This is a genomic window from Sulfitobacter dubius (assembly GCF_900113435.1).
GTDB lineage: Bacteria > Pseudomonadota > Alphaproteobacteria > Rhodobacterales > Rhodobacteraceae > Sulfitobacter > Sulfitobacter dubius.
On the sequence record NZ_FOPG01000001.1, the window covers coordinates 1108348 to 1128369 of the forward strand.

The window sequence follows — 20022 nt, forward strand, 5'->3', positions numbered from 1 at the left end:
GTCTAGGGCAAGCTGACCTTGGGTAAAACCGCCATTTAAGAAGTCGTCGCGCCCTGTTGCCCGTTAAGCAATGCCTGCGCTGCCGCGCGGGCGGCATCGGTGATCGTATCGCCCGCGAGCATCCGCGCGACTTCGTCCACCCGTTCTTCGGGGGCGAGTGCCGTGACCGTTGAGGTGGTCATGCCCTTGGCAACCGATTTGGCCACGCGCCAGTGATGCGCGCCCAATGCCGCGACCTGAGGCGAGTGGGTGACGACCAGCACCTGCCCCTCAGCCGCCAACGCCTTCAGACGGCGGCCTACGGCGTCTGCGGTGGCGCCCCCCACCCCACGGTCAATCTCATCGAAAATCAATGTTAGGCCTGCTTGGCTTTGCGTCAGACAGACCTTAAGCGCCAATAGAAACCGGCTGAGCTCCCCGCCCGATGCGATCTTGCCCAATGGCCCAGCAGGCGCGCCGGGGTTGGTTGCCACGGTGAACGACACCGCATCGCGGCCTTCGGGGCCCGGAGCGTCTTGGGTGAGCTGTGTTTCAAAAACGGCGCGTTCCATTTTGAGCGGCGCTAGTTCGGCCGCCACGGCTTTGTCGAGCTTGGCCGCAGACTTGCGCCGCTTTTCGGTCAAGGCAGCGGCGCGTTCGTCATACAGCGCCTGAGCATTGTGCACGGCCTTTTCCAATTCGGCCTGCGCGGCCTCGCCTGCGTCAAGCACGTTGAGTTTGGTACGCAGTGTGTCGGCGAACCCAGCCAATTCATCGGGTTGCACGTCATGTTTCCGCGCCAGTCCCCGGATTGCGAAAAGCCGCTCTTCGCAGGCTTCCAATTCGTAGGGGTCGAATGACATGCCGTCGATCGCATCGGCCACGCCGGACATCGCCTCATCCAATTCCACCATGGCGCGGTTCAGCGCGGCAAGCGGGCCTTCTAACGCGCCTTCGGCCTTGTCGGCCACACCGTCGAGCCAGCGCAGCGCATCGCCCATCGCCGTTTCAGCGCCGCCCTGACCCATTAACTCATAGGCGTTAACCACATCGCGGCGGATCTTTTCGGCACCTTGCATTTGGCGGCGGCGGGTGTCGAGCGTGGCTTCTTCTCCCTCTTCGGGGGCGAGTTTGTCGAGTTCGGCTACCGCGTGGCGTAGAAATTCCTCTTCGGCGGCGATGGCGTCACGTTCGGCGGCTGCGGCGGCGGCGGCCTTACGGGCTGCGCCGAGGGCGGTCCAAGCCTCCCGTACCCCAGCGATTGCGTGGGCATTTCCGGCATAGTCATCAAGGATCGCACGGTGGCCGCGCGGGTTGAGCAGGCCACGGTCATCGTGCTGGCCATGCAATTCCACCAATGTCTCAGAAAGTCGCCGCAGCACCTCGCCCGAGCAGCGCCGGTCATTCACCCAAGCCGTCTTGCGCCCGTCAGAGGTATTAATGCGGCGCAGAATCAATTCGTCCCCGCCCGGCAACCCGGCTTCTTCGAGCAGCGCATGGGCTGGATGGGCTGGCGGCAGATCAAACCACGCCGTTACCTCGCCCTGCTCGGCCCCTTGCCGTACCAGATCGGCACGGCCCCGCCAGCCGAGAACAAAACCAAGGGAATCCAACAAGATAGACTTGCCCGCGCCGGTTTCACCCGTCAACACATTCAGCCCCGGTTGGAAGCCAAGCTCCAGCCGGTCGATGATCAGCATGTCCGAAATATCAAGTCCGCGCAGCATCGGAAATAACCGTCGGGTGGGTTTGCCCCACCCCCTTTATAGCCACTCGCCTTTGATGGTCTGACGATAGGCGGCACCCAGCCAATTGTCTTTGTAGAAGGTCGGCGCAAGGCCCCGTCCCGTCAGCAGTTTATAGCTGTCTTCGTACCATTCCGAGCCACGGTAGTTGTGCCCCAGAACCGCTGCCGCTGTCTGTGCCTCTTGGTTCAGACCCAGCGAGAGATAGGATTCCACCAGACGGTGCAGCGCTTCGGCTGTGTGGGTCGTTGTCTGGAAATCCTCTACAACCACGCGGAACCGGTTAATCGCGGCAGTATAGTGATCGCGGCGCAGATAGTAGCGGCCGATCTCCATTTCTTTGCCTGCCAAATGGTCAAAGGCGAGGTCAAATTTCAGGATCGCGGAACGGGCATATTCGCTATCAGGATAATCTTCGATCACAGCGCGCAGCGATTGCAGCGCTTGGAAAGTCAGCCCCTGATCGCGGCCCACTTCGTCGATCTGGTCATAATAGCTCAGCGCCAAGAGATACTGCGCATAGGCGGCATCATCTTCGGCGGGATAGAAATCGATGAACCGCTGCGCAGCCGAGCGGCTGTTGGGGTAGTCCTGATCCTTGTGATAGGCGAAAGCCTGCATGATCAGGGCGCGTTTGGCCCATTCGGAATAGGGGTAGAGGCGCTCGATCTCAGCGAAGTAAAACGCCGCCTCACCGGGGTTGTTGTTGGTGATCTCATATTCGCCACGCTCAAAAATCTGCTCGGCCGAGTAGGTTTCGAGCGGGATTTCCTTTGGGTTGAGGAAACTCCCGTCTGATCGTCCGTCGCCACCGCCGCAGGCCGCCAATGTTGCGACCAGAAGCACCGCACTGATCGTCCGCTTGCGCGATCCTGCTACCGTCATGCCCGCACCCCTTGCATCGTCCAACCCATGGTCATTGACCCTCTTGCGCATGTGACTAGCACAATAATCTGCGTTGCAAAACGCCCATTCCACCCCCACCCATCGGCGGTCACGCAACGGCGTGTTACCGGGGCAGGCTTGTCACTTCAGTTTAGTGAATACAAGGCATTGGCGAGGCGTTCAATGGCACTTCGGCGTGCGGGCGACCTGAGGTTTGGCATCACTTAACCTGCGCGTGAACCCGCCCCTCGATCAGGCAACCTGCGGGATTTCATCCCAGACCAGCCCAAAGCCCGGAAGCCGTGCCGCCTGAGCCGCATCACAGGTGATCAAACGCACGGCGTCTGGTGTCGCGAAAAGCGCGCGCAGCAATGTGTTGGTCAGAGAATGGCCTGCCCGCTTGCCTTCGTAATGGCCCAAAAGCGGTGCACCGGCCAGTGCCAAATCACCAAGTGCGTCGAGCATTTTGTGACGCACTGGCTCATCCGCATGGCGCAGCCCACCGGGGCTGACAACTGCATCGCCATCGAAAACCACCGCGTTTTCACCGGCTTCGCCGCCGAGTGCCAGCCCATTGGCCTGCATAGCCTCAACATCCGCCTGACGGCAGAAGGTGCGGCTGTCACAAAGTTCGCGTGCAAATGAGCCGTTGTTCATAGTCAGCGATTTGCGCTGATGGCCAATGGCGGCATCGGCGAAATCGATCTCAAAGTCGATCCGCAGCGTATCGGCTGGCGAAATACTCGCGGTCGCATCACTATCCTGCACGGTTACGGTCTTAAGCACTTCAAACGCCATCACAGGCGCGGCAAGCTGACGCAAGCCCCGCTGCATGATGCCCCGCACGAAAGGCACGGAAGACCCATCAAGGATCGGCACTTCGGGGCCGTCGATTTCGATCAGCAGGTTATGGATGCCACAGCCCGAAACAGCGGCCATCAGATGCTCTACTGTAGAGATCGACAGGCCGGTGCGGTTTTCCAGCTTGGTGCAGAGGGGCGAACGGTTCACCGCGTCCCAACGGGCGGGGATCAAACGGTCACCAACAGCGACATCGCTGCGCGAGAACCAGATACCATGATGGGCAGAGGCCGGACGCAGTGTTACAGTCGCAGGCAGACCAGAGTGCAGGCCTGTGCCAGAAAAGCTTAATGCTGATTTAATTGTTGTCTGCACCGGGTAATCCTCACGCTTCGAACATCTTCTTGTGTGTTGAACTCTGGATTAAGGCGCTGGTTCATTTTGCTCAACTCAATCTTTGCAACGGTCTGAAACATGACTGCAACATTTGGGCGCTAGCGTGCCGAGCTGTTTGCAAAAGCCTGATCTAAAACGAAAAAGGGCCGCCCCAAGGCGACCCTCTCTTCATCTATCGTGATCGGTTCAGTTGGCCTGACGGCGCAGGAACGCGGGAATTTCGATGCGTTCTTGATCGGGATCATTGCTTTCTTGCGGCTGCGGTGCCGCAGCAGAGGCACGAGTCTGCACCGGAGGCTGCTGACGTGCAGGGCGTGGCTGCGCCTCGCCTTCGGCGTGGCCGGTCATCCGGTTGATCAGAGAGTTGATGCCAAAGCGACCTTTGTCGCCCTGCTCACCCTGCTGCTGCTGGGCCTGACGGTGCTGTTCGGGCGCTGCTTTTTGCGCAGCGGCGCGCAGCCGGGCCAGTGCCTCGGGGGATGGCGTGCCGGGCGTCGGCGCGCGGGGCGCGACGAATGCTTCGGGCTCGGCCTCAATCGCTTCTTCTTGACGAGGCTCAAATGCGGCGACCTCTGGCTGATACGCTGGTGCGGGCAGACCATCGTCATCTTCGACGACGTTCTCTTCTTCATAGCGGTCTTGGTCGCGCTGTGTCGGCTGAAGGTCTTGGAACAGGGCGGCCTGCTCTACTTCCTGTGTTGTTTCTGCGGCGATAGGTGCTGCAACGGGTGCCTGCGCGGCAGAAACCTGCGCCACATCGTCAACCGATACGTTCTGACGCAGCGGCTGGCTCATGGAGCGGCGCGGGACCGGCATTTCAGTGTTCACATCGGTGGCGTCGATACCGGTGGCAACAACGCTGACGCGCATCAGGCCACCAAGGCTCTCGTCCAGCGTGGAGCCGACGATGATGTTCGCCTCGGGGTCCACTTCTTCGCGAATACGGTTCGCCGCTTCGTCGAGTTCGAAGAGGGTAAGGTCGTGACCGCCGGTGATGTTGATAAGAACACCCTTGGCACCGCGCAGGCTGATTTCGTCCAGCAGCGGGTTGGCGATCGCCTTTTCGGCGGCTTGGATGGCGCGATCTTCGCCCTCGGCCTCGCCTGTTCCCATCATCGCCTTGCCCATTTCGTCCATCACGGCGCGAACGTCGGCAAAGTCGAGGTTGATCAAGCCAGGACGGACCATCAGGTCGGTCACGCCCTTCACACCTTGGTACAGCACGTCATCGGCGAGCGAGAAGGCTTCGGTGAAGGTGGTCTTTTCGTTGGCCAGACGGAACAGGTTCTGGTTGGGAATGATAATCAGCGTGTCGACGACCTTTTGCAGCGTCTCAACACCGTCTTCGGCCTGACGCATGCGCTTGGCACCCTCAAACTGGAAGGGCTTGGTCACGACACCAACGGTCAGCACACCCAGCTCGCGGGCCGCTTGGGCGATGATCGGGGCCGCACCTGTCCCGGTGCCGCCGCCCATGCCTGCGGTGATGAAGCACATATGCGCGCCGGCAAGGTGGTCAACGATCTGCTCGATGCTCTCTTCGGCAGCGGCAGCGCCGACGCTAGCACGGGCGCCCGCGCCCAGACCTTCGGTGACCTTGATGCCAAGCTGAACGCGGTTGTCGGCCCGGGCCTGCTGGAGCGCCTGTGCGTCGGTGTTCGCCACAACGAAGTCAACGCCGTCCAACTCTTTTTCGATCATGTTATTGACCGCGTTGCCGCCCGCCCCACCAACACCAAAGACGGTGATACGGGGTTTCAGATCATCTTGTCCTGGCATTGAAAGGTTGAGTGTCATGTGCTGTCCGCCTGTCCAGTTGCCCGCATCCCGCGGGGGTTTTTTCGACCAAATTTACCCGACCCTACCGGCCTAGGGCCGGATCGTCACCTAAAAAACGTCATTTTGACGCTAAATATGGGCAAAATCTTGCCTGTTTCCGCCTTATCTCGGGCTTGGCACCCGATATTGGGGTCACCAGTTGTCTCTAAACCATTTCACCGCCCGCTTGAGCGAGCGTGACGGGTAGCGATCGGCAGGGATGTCGAAATCCCACCACTCGTCCTGAGGATGCGCCGCAAAGAGCGCGAGGCCCACGGCAGATGCAAAACCCGGCCCGGTTGCCGCCTGTGGCAGGCCGTGCACACGCAGCGGACGCCCCAGACGGACCTGCTGGCCAAGGATCTTGCTGGCAAGCCCATCAAGGCCCGGTATCTGGCTGCCTGCCCCGGTAAGTACAATCTGTTGGCTTGGCAGATGGTCGAAACCGGCAGCATCCAGCCGAACGCGGACCTCTTCGAGGATCTCTTCAACGCGCGGACGCATGATGCCGATCAATTCGGCCCGACTGGCGGTGCGGCGGTCGTGTTCGTAATCGCCCGTTTCGCCGCCGATTTCGATCATGTCACGGTCGTCCATGCCGGTGGCATGCACGCCGCCATAGAAGGTCTTGATCCGTTCGGCATTGGCCATCGGCACTTGCAGGCCCATGGAGATGTCAGAGGTAACGTGATCCCCGCCCATACGCACGGTGTCGGCATAGATCATGTGTTTCTTGATAAAGATCGACACGCCGGTGGTGCCGCCGCCGAAGTCGATACAGGCTGCGCCGAGTTCCTGCTCGTCCTCAACCAGCGCCGAGATGCCCGAGGCATAGGAGGACGACGCGATCCCGGCCAGTTCCAGATCACAGCGTTTGATACAATGCGCGAGATGCTGAACCGTGTCGGCATCGACGGTCAGCATATGCATATCCACCGACAGACTATTGCCCAACTGTCCACGCGGATCGGCCAGACCGCTGCGGTGATCCAGCGCAAAGTTCACCGGCTGGGCGTGCAGCACCTCGCGGCCCTCGCCGTATTCCGGCACGTCACAGCCCGCCAGTACGCGCGCCACGTCTTGCTCCGAGACCGATTGCCCCTCCAGTTCCACCGAAGCGTCGAGGCCATAGCTGCGCGGCTCCCCGCCCGAGAAACAGGCAATAACGTGGTCAACCCGGATACCGGCCATCTTCTGCGCGGCCTGAAGTGCGGTGCGGATCGCGCGCTCGGTCTCGCCCATGGCGCAAATCTCACCAAAGCGTACCCCGCGCGAGCGGGTGGTCGCAGCCCCGATGACCCGGAACCCCGATTGCCCGGCCAATGAGCCGATGTCGCCATTCTCTCCGTCATGGGTAATGCCGTCAAACCGCAGCACCAGACAGGCGATCTTGGAACTGCCCACATCCAAAATGGCCACCACCCCGCGTTGGATCGCCAATTTGCGCATGTGCCGCATCGAACGCTGACTGTCGTATAGGTCCATCATTTCGTTACTGTCCCGATTCCAATGGCCATCTTACTGGCCGGAAAGCTGCCTGATGTGCCACCATTCGCGGGTGGCATCTTCGTTCATTCTTAGGGTTGGTCTTGCCGCCAACCGCATATCCACACGCGCCACATCCCGCGTGAGAACTTCTTGTGCGCCTTCCAGCGCGATCACCCGTTCCAGCGCTTGCAGCGCATTTTCTTCGGGCAACATGATCGTCTGATCGCGGTCCAGCACCACGTCCCAGCGGCGCCCTCCGACGCGGACCAAGCCGCGCAGACGGTCACCCAGTACGTTCGCCGCTGCGATTAGCTTGAGCGCCTCTGGCACCGCCTTGGCAGCCCCTGCCCCGGCGATCAGGGGCAGATCGGCATGGTCGCGCCGCGCCTCGATCCGTGCCACATGCGCGCCGGTATTGTCCACCAGAGCCAGCCCAGTTTCATTGCGCCAGACGGCGATGGGCACGCGCGGGGTCACGTCAATTTGCAACACGCCACCGGGGCGGATGCGAACATTGGCCTGCTTGACCCCGTCAATATCGGTGATTTTCTCGCGGATCTGCGGCAGATCGAGATCGAAGGAGGACAGCGGAAACTCCAGCGGCAGCGCAGTGCGGATTTCGGTCGAGAGCATGTCACTCGCCCCGTCGATGGCCATGAGCTTGACCATGAACTCGGGCCGCTCTTCGATGCTAGCGCGGACATCGGCGATGGCCTGCACCACGGTGCCGCGCCGCTCGTCATCCGCCATATAGATCGTGCCGGCCAGCAGGCTTAACGTGAAAGGCAGCCCCACGCGCAGGGCAAAGCGAAAGCCCGGTGTCAGCATCAACCGCTGCATACGCCATGACCACCGCGAGGGGGCGGGATCGGCCTTGCCTGTTTCAGGGCGGCGGCGGATCAGCGATCGCATGAGGCGTCCTCCACCATCCAAGCGCAAAGCTCAGGGAATGAAATGCCGCAGGCCGCAGCCTGCTCGGGCGAGAGCGAAGTGGCGGTCATGCCGGGCTGGGTGTTGGTCTCAAGCAAGATCAACCCGTCAACTCCGCGTGCCTCATCCCAACGGAAATCGGTACGGCTGATGCCCTTGCAGCCAAGCGCCGCATGGGCGCGGCGGGCATAGTCGAAACACAGATCGGTAATCTCTTGCGGCAGATCGGCAGGCACCACATGGCGCGAGCCGCCGGGCTTGTATTTCGCGTCGTAATCATACCAGCCGGTGGTGATGATATCCGTCACCGCCAACGCCCGGTCGCCCATCACGGTAGTGGTCAGCTCACGCCCCGGGGCAAAGGTCTCGACCATCACCTCGGCGGGCATGTCGTCCGACAGTTGCGGCGGGCCGTTGTTTTCCTCGGCCACGAGGTAAACGCCGACAGAGGAGCCTTCGTTGTTGGGTTTGACCACATAGGGCGGCGCCATGACATGAGAGGCCATCACATCGGCTTTGGGCGCGATGACGCTTTCCAGCACCGGCAGCCCCGCGTGGCGGAACACGTCTTTAGACCGCTGCTTGTCCATCGCCAGCGCCGAGGCCAGCACGCCAGAATGCGTATAAGGAATATGCAGCCACTCAAGCAGGCCCTGCACACAGCCATCTTCGCCCCAACGGCCATGCAGGCAATTCAATACGGCAAAGGGTTTCAGATCGGCAAGTACGGCAGCGAGATCGCGGCCTGCATCGACCTCGACCACGTTATATCCGCCATGTTCCCGCAAGGCAGCGGCGCATGCACGCCCGCTGGACAAAGACACCTCACGCTCAGCCGAGGGGCCGCCCATCAATACCGCCACTGTCGGGGTCTGTCCGCTCGACTTACCCACCAAAGTGCCTCTTTGCCTCGGGCCGTTTGCGGCCCCTATCGTTGTTATCTTTGTTTTTCCGTCACTTAGCCACCGCCCAAAGGCTCAGCCCTGCGACACCGGATCACCCAATTTTTCACCGACGCGCATAATTTCCCATTCTAGCCTTATACCGCTTGAAGCGTAAACCTTTTTTCGCACCTCTTCGCCTAAGGTTTCGAGATCATCTGCCGTGGCCGCCCCGGTATTAATCAGGAAGTTTGAATGTTTCGGGCTCATCTGCGCCCCGCCGATGGTGGCACCGCGCATCCCGGCATCATCAATCACTTTCCACGCCTTGAGGTCATGCACATCATCTGCCTTCCCCGTTGAGGAAAACCCCGCCGGGTTGCGAAAGGTCGATCCGGCGCTCCGGTCCTTGGTCGGTTGCGTTTCATCGCGTTTGGCAAGCTGCTCCTCTATCCGCGCGTGAAGCGCCTCCGGCTCCGCTTTGGGCGGCGCAAAGGTCGCGCTGATCAGCACCGAGCCGGGCGAAAGGTCGGACTGGCGGTAGCGGAAGTTGAGGTCATCAGCGGTGAGGGTCACCACCTCCCCCGCGCGGGTCACAGCTTGGGCAGAGACGAAGTGGTCTGCCGTGTAGGTGCCATAGCAGCCTGCATTCATGCGCAAGGCTCCGCCGATGCTGCCGGGGATGGTGCGTAGAAAGGTAAGATCCAGCCCCGCGTCCGCCGCCTTGCGCGCCACATGCGCATCCAGCGCTGCCGCCCCGGCGGTCACTTGGTCGCCGTCAATCTCGATCCCGTTAAAGCCGCGCCCAAGACGGATCACCACTGCCCGCAGCCCGCCATCGCGTACGATCAGGTTACTGCCCACGCCCATCGGAAATACCGCCACCTTTTGTGGCAGTCGGCGCATAAAGGTACACAGATCCTCTATGTCAGCGGGTTGAAAAAGATAATCTGCAGGCCCGCCAACGCGCAGCCATGTCAGTTCGCTCAAGGCGCGGTCGGGGGTCAGCCTGCCGCGCAGGTCGGGGATATTCAGCGTATTCATGGCGCCGGACTTAGCCCATTTGCACGACAGAGCAAAGTATCAAGAGCGCGGGGGATCAACGCGGCTTTCGCGCCACCGCGTTACCAAGCGGCCCAGCAGCCAGCCCAGCCCGAAACCGCCCACTGCGTACAGCACGACCGACAGCTGCGCCAATAGCGCATGCGGCTCAAACACCCGCGCATTCAGCCCAAACACCATCCAAAGGGCGTTGAGCGACAGACCAATCACCAGCACGATAACAAACCACAGCACCCGAGCGCGAAAGCCAGCCCAGATGCACGCGATCAGCCACAGCGCAAAAACAGCCAGCAACGCCACGAGTGTAGGCGTCAGGGTCACTCTGCCGGCCCTTTGACCCGCCCTGCCCCACGGCGCAACCAGCGCGCGAAATAGATCACGGGCCATCGCAGAACCGAACAGCCTCCCGCCAAAACCAACAGGCCCAGCCAAGGGCCATGTTGCGCGGTAACAAAGCCAACGATGGGGATCCCCACAACGATCAGTAAATAGGCGCTCCGCCAATGGAAATCTTTGCTGGGTGTCATGGCCAGCACATTGGCAACCACAAACCACAAACAGGCCAGGATAAGGGATAGGCTCATTTCGGCAGCTCCGACTTTTGGCCGCGCAGACGCGCCCAAAGGTAGCGTAGCGGATTACGGAACATTGAAAGGAACGCCAAAAGCGCCAGCAGCGCAAACGCCCACGAATGAGTTACCCCGATGGCGATGATCAAAGCCGGGGCCGCGATCAGCAAGATCACCCCCGGCAGGTACTGGGAGCGCAGAGGCAGCATAGCCACGGTCACGGCGGCGAAGACCCAAAGGATCGACAGCCAAACCAAAGTCATGCCCCGGCCCCCTTGGCGGCGCGCAGCGCCTCCGGCAGATCATTGGCCCATGCGCTGATCGTGCCTGCGCCAAGACAGACGACCATATCACCGGGTCGCGCCTCGCGCAGAACCAATCGCGTCAGTGCCTCGGCATCCTCGACCGCATAGGCGTGCCGATGCCCGTGCTGGATCAGCCCGGCGACCAGCCCGTCGCGGTCGGCACCGGGAATGGGCTCTTCGCCGGCGGCATAGACATCGGCGATGCCCACCACATCGGCATCGTTGAAACAGGCGCAGAATTCGTCGAAGTGATGGCTTAGGCGCGAGTAGCGGTGCGGCTGATGAACCGCGATCACGCGCCCCTCGCTGGCCTGCCGCGCGGCCTTGAGGACGGCATTAATCTCAACTGGGTGGTGGCCATAGTCGTCAATGATCGTAACGCCATCCACCTCGCCCACACGGGTAAAGCGACGATTCACCCCACCAAAGCTGCCCAAAGCGGTACGGATTAATTCCAACTTCATGCCAAGGTGTCGCGCCACGGTCACCGCCGCCAGCGCGTTAGAGACGTTGTGATCCCCCGGCATTGGCAGGGCGCAGTTCTCAATCACCATGTCTTCGGATTGCAGATGCACATCAAAATGCGCGACCCCGTCTTTGTAATGCAAACCCACAGCACGCACATCCGCCTGCGCGTTAAAGCCATAGGTCATAACGCGGCGATCTGTGAGCTTGCCCACCAAAGCCTGCACTTCCGGGTGGTCGGTGCAACAAACCGCCAGACCATAGAAGGGGATGTTTGAGACGAAGTTCAAAAAACCCTGCCGCAGCGTGTCAAAATCTCCCCAATGCTCCATATGCTCGGGGTCGATATTGGTGACGATGGCGATGGTTGCGGGCAGCCGGTTGAAGGTGCCGTCGCTTTCGTCGGCCTCAACCACCATCCATTCGCCCTGCCCCATTCGCGCGTTGGAGCCATAGGCATGGATGATGCCGCCGTTTACCACTGTGGGGTCGATGCCGCCCGCGACCAGCAGTTCGGCCACCAGCGTGGTCGTGGTGGTTTTGCCGTGGGTGCCTGCCACGGCGATATTGGACTTCAGACGCATCAACTCGGCCAGCATTTCGGCCCGACGTACCACTGGAAGACCCGCGCGCCGCGCGGCGTCAAGCTCTGCATTGCCCGGTTTGATCGCCGAAGAGATCACGACCACCGCGGCCCCCTCGATATTCTCGGCCGCTTGGCCTTCGAAAATCTTTGCCCCAAGTTCGGCCAGTCGCACGGTGATTTTGGTCGCTTTGAGATCAGACCCCTGCACCCGGTAGCCGTGGTTCAACAAGACTTCAGCGATGCCCGACATGCCGATACCGCCAATGCCGACAAAATGGATCGGGCCGACATCGGTCGGCAATTTGGTGGCGGCGGCGTTCATTTGGGATGTTCCTCTTCTGCGGGGGTCAGCGTGCCTTGGGCGCCAAGATGTTCAACCATATCAGCCAGTGTTTCAGCCGCGTCGGGTTTGCCGACCGAAAGGGCGGCTCGCGCCATCTGCAACGCCCCTTGGGGCATCTCCAACACCGCGAGAATTTGGTCGGTCATGATTTCAGGATTGGCCTTGCTTTCGGGCACCATAATCGCGGCACCGGCCTCAACCAGACCACGGGCATTGGCGGTTTGATGGTCCCCTGCGGCAGCGGCAAAGGGGATCAGGATCGAAGGCCGCCCGATCACCGACAGGTCCGCCACGCTGGACGCACCAGAGCGGCTGATCACCAGCTGCGCTTCGGACATGCGGCGCGGCACGTCATCAAAGAAGGGGCGCACATCGGCGCTGATGCCAGACTCGGCATAGTAATCCGCCACCCGCTGGCCGTCTTCGTCGCGGGCCTGATGGCTGACGCGGATATTGCGGATCATGTTCATCGGCAAAGCGGCGAGCGCGGGGGGCACCACGTCACTAAGGATACGCGCACCTTGACTGCCGCCCATCACCAGCACTTCCATCGGGTAGTCACCGGGCGGGATATAGGCGGCCCCTGCGCGGTCAAGCACAGCCGAACGCACCGGATTACCGACATGCCAGCCCTGCACGCCCTCGGGCAGTTTGGTGGGCCAGATGCCGCAGGCCACTGCATGTACCCGTTTGGCAAAAATCTCGTTCACGCGACCTAGAATGCCGTTCTGCTCGTGGATCATGCGCGGCATCCGCAGCGCCCAAGCCGCCCCAAGGGCGGGGATCGACGGATAGCCGCCAAAACCGACAACGACCGAAGGCCGGTCTCGCAGCATGTTCAGCCCCGCACGCAGCACACCGGCAGCAATACGAAACGGCACCAGCGCCTTGGCGGCGGCCCCACCACGCGCAAAGGTAGCACTGCTGATCTGGGTGATCTCGACTGCTTCGGGGAAGCCACCGGTATAGCGCGCACCGCGTGCATCGGTGCTGAGCTTGACCCGCCAGCCGCGCTTGAGCATCACCTCGGCCAAGGCCTGCGCCGGAAACATATGCCCGCCGGTCCCCCCGGCGGCGATGATCAGCAATGGCGCGGCCATCAGCGGCGGCCCCGGCCCAGAATGTCGCTGATCTCACCCTGCGGGCGCGAGCGGGTAAAGGCAAGGAGCATGCCCACGGCAATGCCGCTGGCGATGACTGAAGACCCACCGTAGCTGACGAAAGGCAAGGTCATGCCTTTCGCAGGCAAAAGCCGCACTGCCACACCCATGTTAATCATCGCCTGTACTCCGAATGTGCAGGCCAGCCCGGTTCCGGCCAGCCGGATGAAGGGGTCACGCTCGCGCACCAAACGCAGCAGCGAACGGACGACCACAACAGTATATAGGGCAATGATGCAGACGACCAGAATAAGGCCATATTCCTCGGCGGCGACGGCGATGATAAAGTCGGTATGTGCATCGGGCAGTGACCACTTCACCTCGCCCTCACCCACGCCCACGCCAAACAATCCGCCCTCGCGGATGGCATTGGTGGCATAGCCAAGCTGCGTCGTCGGATCGACATCAACGCTGAGAAACCCGTCGATACGCCGCGCGAAGTGTTCGGAGTTGGAGTAGGCGAAGGTGCCCGCCAGAACAACGAGCCCTGCCATGCCGACCAGCAGCACCATCGGCGCGCCGGCCACGAAATACATCACGCCCCAACCAAAGAGCACAAGGCAGGCTTGGCCAAAGTCAGGCTGCATCGCCAGCATCAGCACAATGGAAATGCACAGCGCAAAAGACCAAGTTTTCCCCGGAGGTCCGTTAATCTCGGTCGCGGCGGCCATCATCCACGCGGCGGCGACCATGAAACCCGGCTTCAGAAATTCCGACGGCTGAAGCGATGCAAACCCCAGCGAGTACCAACGCGTGGCGCCCTTGCCAAAATCGGTGCCAAAGAACGGCAACAGCGCCAGCGCTACGAAAGAAAGCACAAACCCCAGCACAGCCAAACGCCGCACCAGCGTGGGCGACATCATCGACGTCAGCAGCATCGCCACCAGGGCCAATCCGCCGAAGAACGCCTGTCGCTGCACATAGTGAAAGGCATCAAATCCGTTTTTGGAGGCCAAGGGCGGCGACGCAGCCAGCCCCAGCAACATGCCAACGGCAAACAGGATCAACACGCAGGACAATGCCCAGCGGTCCACCGTACGCCACCATTTTGGAAGGATCGGTTCACCATCCCGTACCGGGACCGCGCCATAGACCATCTCTGTCATGGGTATCTGCCTTAACTGCCTCAACGGCCCCTTTGCGGGGTCTCATCCGGGCAGAATAGCCCGAATTGCGACATGAAGCTAGTGCATTTCACCCCATGGCAGTGGCTGGGGTCGGCGGGGCCGTGCAGGGCCCCGCCGCTAGGCGATCAGATCACCGTATCAGGCTGCTCATCAGGCCGCCTTGTGGGTGCCGCGCACCGGGTAGCCTTTGTCGCGAACGAATTTGAGACCGTTTAGCAGGCCTTCCAACTCGGGACGGGCGAAGGGCGCGTTCGAGATGTCAATGATTTGCAGCTTTCCTTCGCCGTTGATGACAAAGGTGGCTGGTTCGGCGAAGGGCCGGTCGGTCTCCTGCGGGCTGCGCGGGTCAGAGATGTAAAGGCCAAGTTCGGCCATTTGTTCGAGGCTCAGATCATAGCCGATGGGCAGGGTCAGGTTGTCTTCCTCGGCCATGGATTTTGCCTTTTCCTCGGGGTCGCCCGAAACGGCGATCACATCCACACCGATCTCATGGAACTGGCTTTGCAGCTTTTCCAACTGGGCGAGGTACTTTTTGCAGATCGGGCAGTGCAGGCCACGATAGACCACCACCAATTGCCAGTCGCGCCCCTCTTGCGGTTGGCCCAAAGTCAGCGTGCCGCCGCCGAGTTTGGCCACATCCATCTTCGGGAAATCTTGTTCTGCGGTCAATTTGGTCATTCTCTGCTCCTGTTACATTTGCGTCTGCTCCCCAACTATGACGCATCAGTGATCGGGCAACCGCTGTCACGTCTTCTTGACCGGGCCTGCGCATTCGGGCAGAGCGCGCCCATGCAAGTTGATACAGCCATCATCGGAGCCGGAGCCGCCGGCATGATGTGCGCGGCCCACGCGGGCGGGCGCGTGTTGGTGGTGGACCATGCCAATGCGCCGGGCGAGAAAATCCGCATCTCGGGCGGCGGGCGGTGCAATTTCACCAATATGTATTGCGAGCCGCAGGCGTTTCTCAGTCAGAACCCGCATTTCGCAAAATCCGCGCTGGCACGCTACACACAATGGGATTTCATCGAACTGGTCGATCGCCACGGCATCGCGTGGCATGAGAAAACGCTGGGCCAACTCTTCTGCGACACCAGCGCGAAGGAGATCATCGCCATGCTGCGCGGGCTGATGCAAAAGGCCGGGGTCGATCTGCAATTGCAGAGCAGCGCCAGCAATTTTGCGAAGGTCGATGGGCACTTTACCTTTGATTTGCAAACACCGGATAAGACAGCGAAAGTTACCGCACGTAACCTTGTGATCGCCACCGGCGGGAAGTCCATCCCCAAGATGGGCGCGACCGGCATCGCCTATGACATCGCGCGTCTGTTCGGCCTGAAGGTGACCGATACGCGCGCCGGTCTGGTGCCTTTCACCTTTGCCGAAGGCCGCTTTGCGCCGCTGGCCGGTGTGGCGACCCCTGCCCGTATCACCGCTGGGACCGATGGCTTTGACGAGGCGCTGCTGTTCACTCACCGTGGCCTCTCTGGCCCCGCGGTTTTGCAGGCGTCGTCCTACTGGCAAGAGGGCGAAGCGATCACGGTCAACCTTGCCCCCGAGGGCACTCTGTTGGACGCCCTGCGCGAGCAGAGGCAACTTGCGGGGCGGCGCAACTTTACCACCATCCTCGCGCAGCACCTGCCCTCGCGATTGGTGGACTTTTTAGGCCAAGAGTTTGACCTCTCGGGCAACTTGGCGGATTGGTCCGACGCGCGGCTCATCGCCTTTGTGGAGGCGCTGCAGAACTGGCAACTGCACCCCGGCGGTACCGAAGGCTACCGCACGGCGGAAGTGACCCTAGGCGGTGTGGACACCGATGCGCTCTCGTCCAAAACCATGGCGGCGAAGGACGTGCCCGGTCTCTATTTCATCGGCGAAGCGGTGGACGTGACCGGCTGGCTCGGCGGGTATAACTTCCAGTGGGCGTGGTCGTCGGGCATGGCAGCGGCGCGGGCGATTGGCAGCTAGGCCCCGCCCTACTCCGCCAAAACCTTCTGCACCTGCGCCACGAAATCCTCACCGCGCCGTTCGAAATTGTCATATTGATCGAAACTTGCCGCTGCCGGGGCCAGCAGGACGACATCGCCCTCTTCCGCCTCCGCCGCAGCCCGCGCCACGGCTTTCTCCATCGTGCCGCAGACTTCGGCTTCGGTCGTCAATTGCATGGCGAAATGCGCGGCCTCGCGGCCAATGACATAGGCCTTGCGTACCGCGCCTTGGGCCTCCGCCAGCCCTTTCAGCCCGCCCTCTTTCTCCAACCCGCCGCAGATCCAGCGGATGTTGCGGAAAGCCGCCAGCGCCTTGGCCGCGCTGTCGACATTGGTGGCTTTGCTGTCGTTGACGTAGCGCACGCCATGCGCTTCGGCCACGGTCTGGCTGCGGTGCGGCAAGCCGCCGAAACTGTGAAACGCCGCCTCAATCACGCGCGGGGCGAGGCCAAGCGCGCGGCAGGCGGCATAGGCCGCACAGGCATTCTGGTGGTTATGCGCACCCGGCAAACCTTGGATGCTGCGCAGGTCAATTGAACCGACCTGTTTGCCACGGCGGTATTCACTCAAAAACCCTTTTTTGGCAAAGACCTGCCAGCCGGGGCCAGAGAGTTTGGTCTCCGCACTGATGCGGATCACCCGGTCATCGCTTGGTCCCTCGCTCATTTGCCCGGCAAGGAAACGGCCCTCGGCTTCGTCCACACCGATCACTGCGCGGTCTGGCCCGCCTTCGGAGAACAGCCGACGTTTCGCCGCGTAGTAGCCCCCCATGCCCGCGTGGCGGTCCAGATGATCGGGGCTGAGATTGGTAAAGACCGCCACATCGGGCGTCAGCGCCCGCGCCAATTCGGTCTGATAGCTGCTGAGTTCCAGCACCACGACCTCGCCGTCCACGGCAGGGTCGAGGTCCAAGACCCCGCGCCCGATATTGCCTGCCAGTTGGCAGGGCCGCCCGACATGCTCCAGAATATGATGGATCAGCGCCGAAGTGGTGGATTTGCCGTTCGACCCGGTCACGGCCACGACGCGCGGCGCGACATCGTAGTGATCCCATGCCAGCGTGGCGAAGCTTTGGAAAAACAGGCCGATGTCATTGTCCACCGGCACGCCTGCGTCGAGAGCTGCGGCAACCACCGGGTTCGGCGCGGGGTAGAGGTGCGGAATGCCGGGGCTGACGATCAGCCGGGTGATCTTGTCGAGCGCGCCGGGGCTGTTGAGGTCAACACAGGAAAACCCCTCCCGCTCGGCCCGTGCGCGTGCTGCCGGATCATCGTCCCAACAGCTAACCTTGGCCCCGCCCGCCTGCAATGCGCGTGCCGCGCTCAGGCCAGAGCGGCCCAACCCCAGCACCGCCACGCGCGCGCCTTCCAAGCCCTGTACTGGAATCATCTGCAATCCCCTGCTACCCGTTGACCCCAGAATGGGGGCATGATGCGCCTATCACAAGCCAGAGGCCGCCATAGATGTCCAGCCCCGCCAAACCAGACCTTTCCGATGTGTTGCCGCGTCTCAATGACATGATGCGCGAAGACGACCATTGGGGGGATGTGGCGGCCTATATTCCGCAACTGGCGAAGGTGGACCCGGCACAGTTCGGCATCGCGGTGGTGACGGCAGACGGCCAGTGCCATGTGGCCGGCGATACGCAGGTGCCGTTCTCGGTGCAGTCGATCACCAAGGTCTTCACACTTGCCATCGCTCTTGGCCGGTCGGGCGACCAACTGTGGCACCGTGTGGGGCGCGAACCTTCGGGGCGGGCGTTCAATTCCATCGTGCAGTTGGAGCAGGAACAGGGCCGCCCGCGCAATCCCTTCATCAACGCAGGCGCGATTGTCACCACGGATGAAGTCTTGGGCAACCGCGAGCCGCGCGAGGCGCTGGCCGAGATCATGCGCTTCGTGCGCGAGGCTGCGGGCACGGACGACATTCACATCAACGACACCGTCGCCGCGTCAGAGACCGACTTTGGCCACCGCAATTTCGCGCTGGCGCATTTCCTAAAATCCTATGGCAATCTCATCAACGCGCCGGAGCGGACGCTCGGCACCTATTTCCACCACTGCGCGATGGAGATGACGGTGGAGCAACTGGCGATGGCGGGCCGTTTTCTGATCGAAGCCCCCGATGTGCTGCGACTGGTGGCCCCCAGCCGCATCCGACGGCTCAATGCGCTGATGCTGACCTGCGGGCACTACGATGGCTCAGGCGATTTCGCCTACCGTGTCGGCCTGCCGGGCAAATCCGGTGTGGGTGGGGGGATCTTGGCCATCGTGCCGGGCCGCGCCAGCATTGCGGTCTGGTCGCCGGGGTTGAACCGTTATGGCAACAGCCAAAAGGGCACCGAAGCACTGGCCCTTTTGGCACGTCACATGGATTGGTCGATCTTCTAGGCGCTTAGCGCACCTTGAGCGTCGCCAGCCCCAGCAGGGCGAGGATCAGCGAGATGATCCAGAAGCGGATCACGATCTGCGGCTCGGCCCAGCCCTTCTTCTCATAGTGGTGGTGGATCGGCGCCATCAGGAAGACCCGTTTGCCGGTGCGTTTGAAGTAGAGCACCTGCACGATGACCGACAGCGCCTCGACCACGAAAAGCCCGCCGACGACCGCCAACACCAGCTCGTGTTTCGTCGCCACGGCAATCGCACCCAAAGCGCCGCCGAGCGCCAATGAGCCCGTGTCGCCCATGAAGACGGCGGCTGGCGGCGCGTTGTACCACAGAAAGCCAAGGCCACCGCCAAAGAGACCGGCGGTGAAGATCAGGATTTCCCCGGTGCCGGGGACGTAGTGCACGTCGAGGTATTCGGTAAAGTCCACCCGGCCCACGGCATAGGCAATGACGCCAAGCGCACCGGCGGCGATCATCACCGGCATGATCGCCAAACCGTCAAGCCCATCAGTCAGGTTCACCGCATTGGCCGAGCCCACGATCACGATGATCGCAAACGGCACAAACAGAACGCCGAGGTTGATCAGCGTATCTTTGAAAACCGGCATCGCCAATTGGTACTGCAACTCTGCCGGGTGGTACTGCGCCGCCCAGTAGCCTGCGATGCCCGCAATCAGAAAGCCCAGCAAAAGCCGCACTTTGCCCGGCACACCGTCCGTGTTCTGTTTGCTGACCTTGGCGTGATCGTCGGCGTAACCGATGGCGGCAAAGCTCATGGTTACAAACAGCACGAGCCAGATATATGGATTGTCGAGCCGCGCCCAAAGCAGGGTTGAGGTCAGTAGCGCGCCAACGATCAGCAGCCCGCCCATGGTGGGCGTGCCCGCCTTGGCGAAATGCCCTTCGGGGCCGTCATCCCGAATGGGTTGGCCCTTGCCCTGCCGCTTACGCAGCACTTCGATCAGCGGCTTGCCGAAGAGAAAACCAAAGATCAACGCCGTTAGAAACGCCCCGCCCGCGCGGAAGGTGATATAGCGAAACAGGTTAAAAAAATCGCCGCCATCAGACAGCAGCGTCAACCAATAGAGCATATATCGCGTCCTAACTCATC

General features: G+C 61.7%; 19 protein-coding genes. 2 read left to right on the top strand and 17 right to left on the bottom strand.

What is annotated here, in order from left to right:
- Positions 1-35: 35 nt before the first annotated feature.
- The 15 genes from recN to BM229_RS05510 all read right to left on the bottom strand — a co-directional run bounded on the left by recN (position 36) and on the right by BM229_RS05510 (position 15218).
- Entirely contained in the window at positions 36-1706 is a 1671-nt protein-coding gene (gene recN, locus BM229_RS05440; RefSeq protein WP_093926617.1) for a DNA repair protein RecN, read from the bottom strand.
- A gap of 36 nt (positions 1707-1742) precedes the next feature.
- The gene (locus tag BM229_RS05445; protein WP_093926618.1) at positions 1743-2609 is read right to left on the bottom strand and encodes an outer membrane protein assembly factor BamD; all 867 of its coding nucleotides are present in this window, start codon (positions 2607-2609) and stop codon (positions 1743-1745) included.
- Between the two features lie 252 nt (positions 2610-2861).
- Positions 2862-3785, bottom strand: a complete 924-nt coding sequence (gene lpxC, locus BM229_RS05450) for a UDP-3-O-acyl-N-acetylglucosamine deacetylase (protein WP_093926619.1) — start codon at positions 3783-3785, stop codon at positions 2862-2864.
- 207 nt (positions 3786-3992) lie between these two features.
- On the bottom strand, positions 3993-5603 hold the full coding sequence (ftsZ, locus tag BM229_RS05455; protein ID WP_093926620.1) for a cell division protein FtsZ: 1611 nt from the start codon (positions 5601-5603) through the stop codon (positions 3993-3995).
- Positions 5604-5777: 174 nt separating this feature from the next.
- Positions 5778-7112: a cell division protein FtsA gene (gene ftsA / locus BM229_RS05460; RefSeq protein ID WP_093926621.1), complete on the bottom strand. Its 1335-nt coding sequence runs from the start codon at positions 7110-7112 to the stop codon at positions 5778-5780.
- 30 nt (positions 7113-7142) lie between these two features.
- Entirely contained in the window at positions 7143-8024 is an 882-nt protein-coding gene (locus BM229_RS05465) for a cell division protein FtsQ/DivIB (RefSeq protein WP_093926622.1), read from the bottom strand.
- Positions 8012-8935: a D-alanine--D-alanine ligase gene (locus BM229_RS05470; RefSeq protein WP_093927227.1), complete on the bottom strand. Its 924-nt coding sequence runs from the start codon at positions 8933-8935 to the stop codon at positions 8012-8014. The genes BM229_RS05465 and BM229_RS05470 overlap by 13 nt, the downstream gene beginning before the upstream one ends.
- An 84-nt stretch (positions 8936-9019) precedes the next feature.
- Positions 9020-9967, bottom strand: a complete 948-nt coding sequence (murB, locus tag BM229_RS05475; protein WP_093926623.1) for a UDP-N-acetylmuramate dehydrogenase — start codon at positions 9965-9967, stop codon at positions 9020-9022.
- 39 nt (positions 9968-10006) lie between these two features.
- The gene (locus BM229_RS05480; RefSeq protein WP_093926624.1) at positions 10007-10306 is read right to left on the bottom strand and encodes a hypothetical protein; all 300 of its coding nucleotides are present in this window, start codon (positions 10304-10306) and stop codon (positions 10007-10009) included.
- Positions 10303-10569, bottom strand: coding sequence for a DUF2484 family protein (locus BM229_RS05485; RefSeq protein WP_093926625.1), 267 nt, complete (start codon positions 10567-10569; stop codon positions 10303-10305). Before BM229_RS05485 ends, BM229_RS05480 begins: the two co-directional genes overlap by 4 nt.
- Positions 10566-10817 carry a DUF2484 family protein gene (locus BM229_RS05490; protein WP_093926626.1) on the bottom strand — a complete coding sequence of 84 codons (252 nt, stop codon included), beginning with the start codon at positions 10815-10817 and terminating at the stop codon, positions 10566-10568. Before BM229_RS05490 ends, BM229_RS05485 begins: the two co-directional genes overlap by 4 nt.
- Positions 10814-12232, bottom strand: a complete 1419-nt coding sequence (gene murC / locus BM229_RS05495; RefSeq protein ID WP_093926627.1) for a UDP-N-acetylmuramate--L-alanine ligase — start codon at positions 12230-12232, stop codon at positions 10814-10816. The genes BM229_RS05490 and murC overlap by 4 nt, the downstream gene beginning before the upstream one ends.
- Positions 12229-13353: a UDP-N-acetylglucosamine--N-acetylmuramyl-(pentapeptide) pyrophosphoryl-undecaprenol N-acetylglucosamine transferase gene (locus BM229_RS05500; RefSeq protein WP_093926628.1), complete on the bottom strand. Its 1125-nt coding sequence runs from the start codon at positions 13351-13353 to the stop codon at positions 12229-12231. Before BM229_RS05500 ends, murC begins: the two co-directional genes overlap by 4 nt.
- Entirely contained in the window at positions 13353-14519 is a 1167-nt protein-coding gene (ftsW, locus tag BM229_RS05505; RefSeq protein ID WP_093926629.1) for a putative lipid II flippase FtsW, read from the bottom strand. The genes BM229_RS05500 and ftsW overlap by 1 nt, the downstream gene beginning before the upstream one ends.
- A gap of 171 nt (positions 14520-14690) precedes the next feature.
- Positions 14691-15218: a peroxiredoxin-like family protein gene (locus BM229_RS05510; RefSeq protein ID WP_093926630.1), complete on the bottom strand. Its 528-nt coding sequence runs from the start codon at positions 15216-15218 to the stop codon at positions 14691-14693.
- A 111-nt stretch (positions 15219-15329) separates the two neighbouring features.
- Here BM229_RS05510 and BM229_RS05515 point away from each other — a divergent pair, with 111 nt between their 5' ends.
- The gene (locus BM229_RS05515) at positions 15330-16505 is read left to right on the top strand and encodes a BaiN/RdsA family NAD(P)/FAD-dependent oxidoreductase (protein WP_093927228.1); all 1176 of its coding nucleotides are present in this window, start codon (positions 15330-15332) and stop codon (positions 16503-16505) included.
- An 8-nt stretch (positions 16506-16513) separates the two neighbouring features.
- Here the strand turns inward: BM229_RS05515 and murD are convergent, their stop codons facing one another.
- Positions 16514-17914, bottom strand: a complete 1401-nt coding sequence (gene murD, locus BM229_RS05520) for a UDP-N-acetylmuramoyl-L-alanine--D-glutamate ligase (protein ID WP_093926631.1) — start codon at positions 17912-17914, stop codon at positions 16514-16516.
- Between the two features lie 74 nt (positions 17915-17988).
- Here murD and BM229_RS05525 point away from each other — a divergent pair, with 74 nt between their 5' ends.
- Positions 17989-18915, top strand: a complete 927-nt coding sequence (locus tag BM229_RS05525; RefSeq protein ID WP_093926632.1) for a glutaminase — start codon at positions 17989-17991, stop codon at positions 18913-18915.
- Positions 18916-18919: 4 nt separating this feature from the next.
- On the opposite strand, the gene mraY is transcribed toward BM229_RS05525, so the two are convergent.
- On the bottom strand, positions 18920-20002 hold the full coding sequence (gene mraY, locus BM229_RS05530) for a phospho-N-acetylmuramoyl-pentapeptide-transferase (RefSeq protein ID WP_093926633.1): 1083 nt from the start codon (positions 20000-20002) through the stop codon (positions 18920-18922).
- Between the last annotated feature and the right edge of the window lie 20 nt (positions 20003-20022).

Excerpts from the sequence above, each read along its gene's own strand:
- murC (WP_093926627.1), bottom strand. The coding sequence starts at position 12,232 with ATGAACGCCGCCGCCACCAAATTGCCGACCGATGTCGGCCCGATCCAT.
- murB (WP_093926623.1), bottom strand. The coding sequence starts at position 9,967 with ATGAATACGCTGAATATCCCCGACCTGCGCGGCAGGCTGACCCCCGAC.
- murD (WP_093926631.1), bottom strand. The coding sequence starts at position 17,914 with ATGATTCCAGTACAGGGCTTGGAAGGCGCGCGCGTGGCGGTGCTGGGG.
- BM229_RS05515 (WP_093927228.1), top strand. The coding sequence starts at position 15,330 with ATGCAAGTTGATACAGCCATCATCGGAGCCGGAGCCGCCGGCATGATG.
- recN (WP_093926617.1), bottom strand. The coding sequence starts at position 1,706 with ATGCTGCGCGGACTTGATATTTCGGACATGCTGATCATCGACCGGCTG.
- ftsA (WP_093926621.1), bottom strand. The coding sequence starts at position 7,112 with ATGATGGACCTATACGACAGTCAGCGTTCGATGCGGCACATGCGCAAA.
- BM229_RS05500 (WP_093926628.1), bottom strand. The coding sequence starts at position 13,353 with ATGGCCGCGCCATTGCTGATCATCGCCGCCGGGGGGACCGGCGGGCAT.
- BM229_RS05485 (WP_093926625.1), bottom strand. The coding sequence starts at position 10,569 with ATGAGCCTATCCCTTATCCTGGCCTGTTTGTGGTTTGTGGTTGCCAAT.
- BM229_RS05525 (WP_093926632.1), top strand. The coding sequence starts at position 17,989 with ATGTCCAGCCCCGCCAAACCAGACCTTTCCGATGTGTTGCCGCGTCTC.
- BM229_RS05510 (WP_093926630.1), bottom strand. The coding sequence starts at position 15,218 with ATGACCAAATTGACCGCAGAACAAGATTTCCCGAAGATGGATGTGGCC.
- BM229_RS05465 (WP_093926622.1), bottom strand. The coding sequence starts at position 8,024 with ATGCGATCGCTGATCCGCCGCCGCCCTGAAACAGGCAAGGCCGATCCC.
- ftsW (WP_093926629.1), bottom strand. The coding sequence starts at position 14,519 with ATGACAGAGATGGTCTATGGCGCGGTCCCGGTACGGGATGGTGAACCG.
- mraY (WP_093926633.1), bottom strand. The coding sequence starts at position 20,002 with ATGCTCTATTGGTTGACGCTGCTGTCTGATGGCGGCGATTTTTTTAAC.
- BM229_RS05445 (WP_093926618.1), bottom strand. The coding sequence starts at position 2,609 with ATGACGGTAGCAGGATCGCGCAAGCGGACGATCAGTGCGGTGCTTCTG.
- BM229_RS05490 (WP_093926626.1), bottom strand. The coding sequence starts at position 10,817 with ATGACTTTGGTTTGGCTGTCGATCCTTTGGGTCTTCGCCGCCGTGACC.
- ftsZ (WP_093926620.1), bottom strand. The coding sequence starts at position 5,603 with ATGACACTCAACCTTTCAATGCCAGGACAAGATGATCTGAAACCCCGT.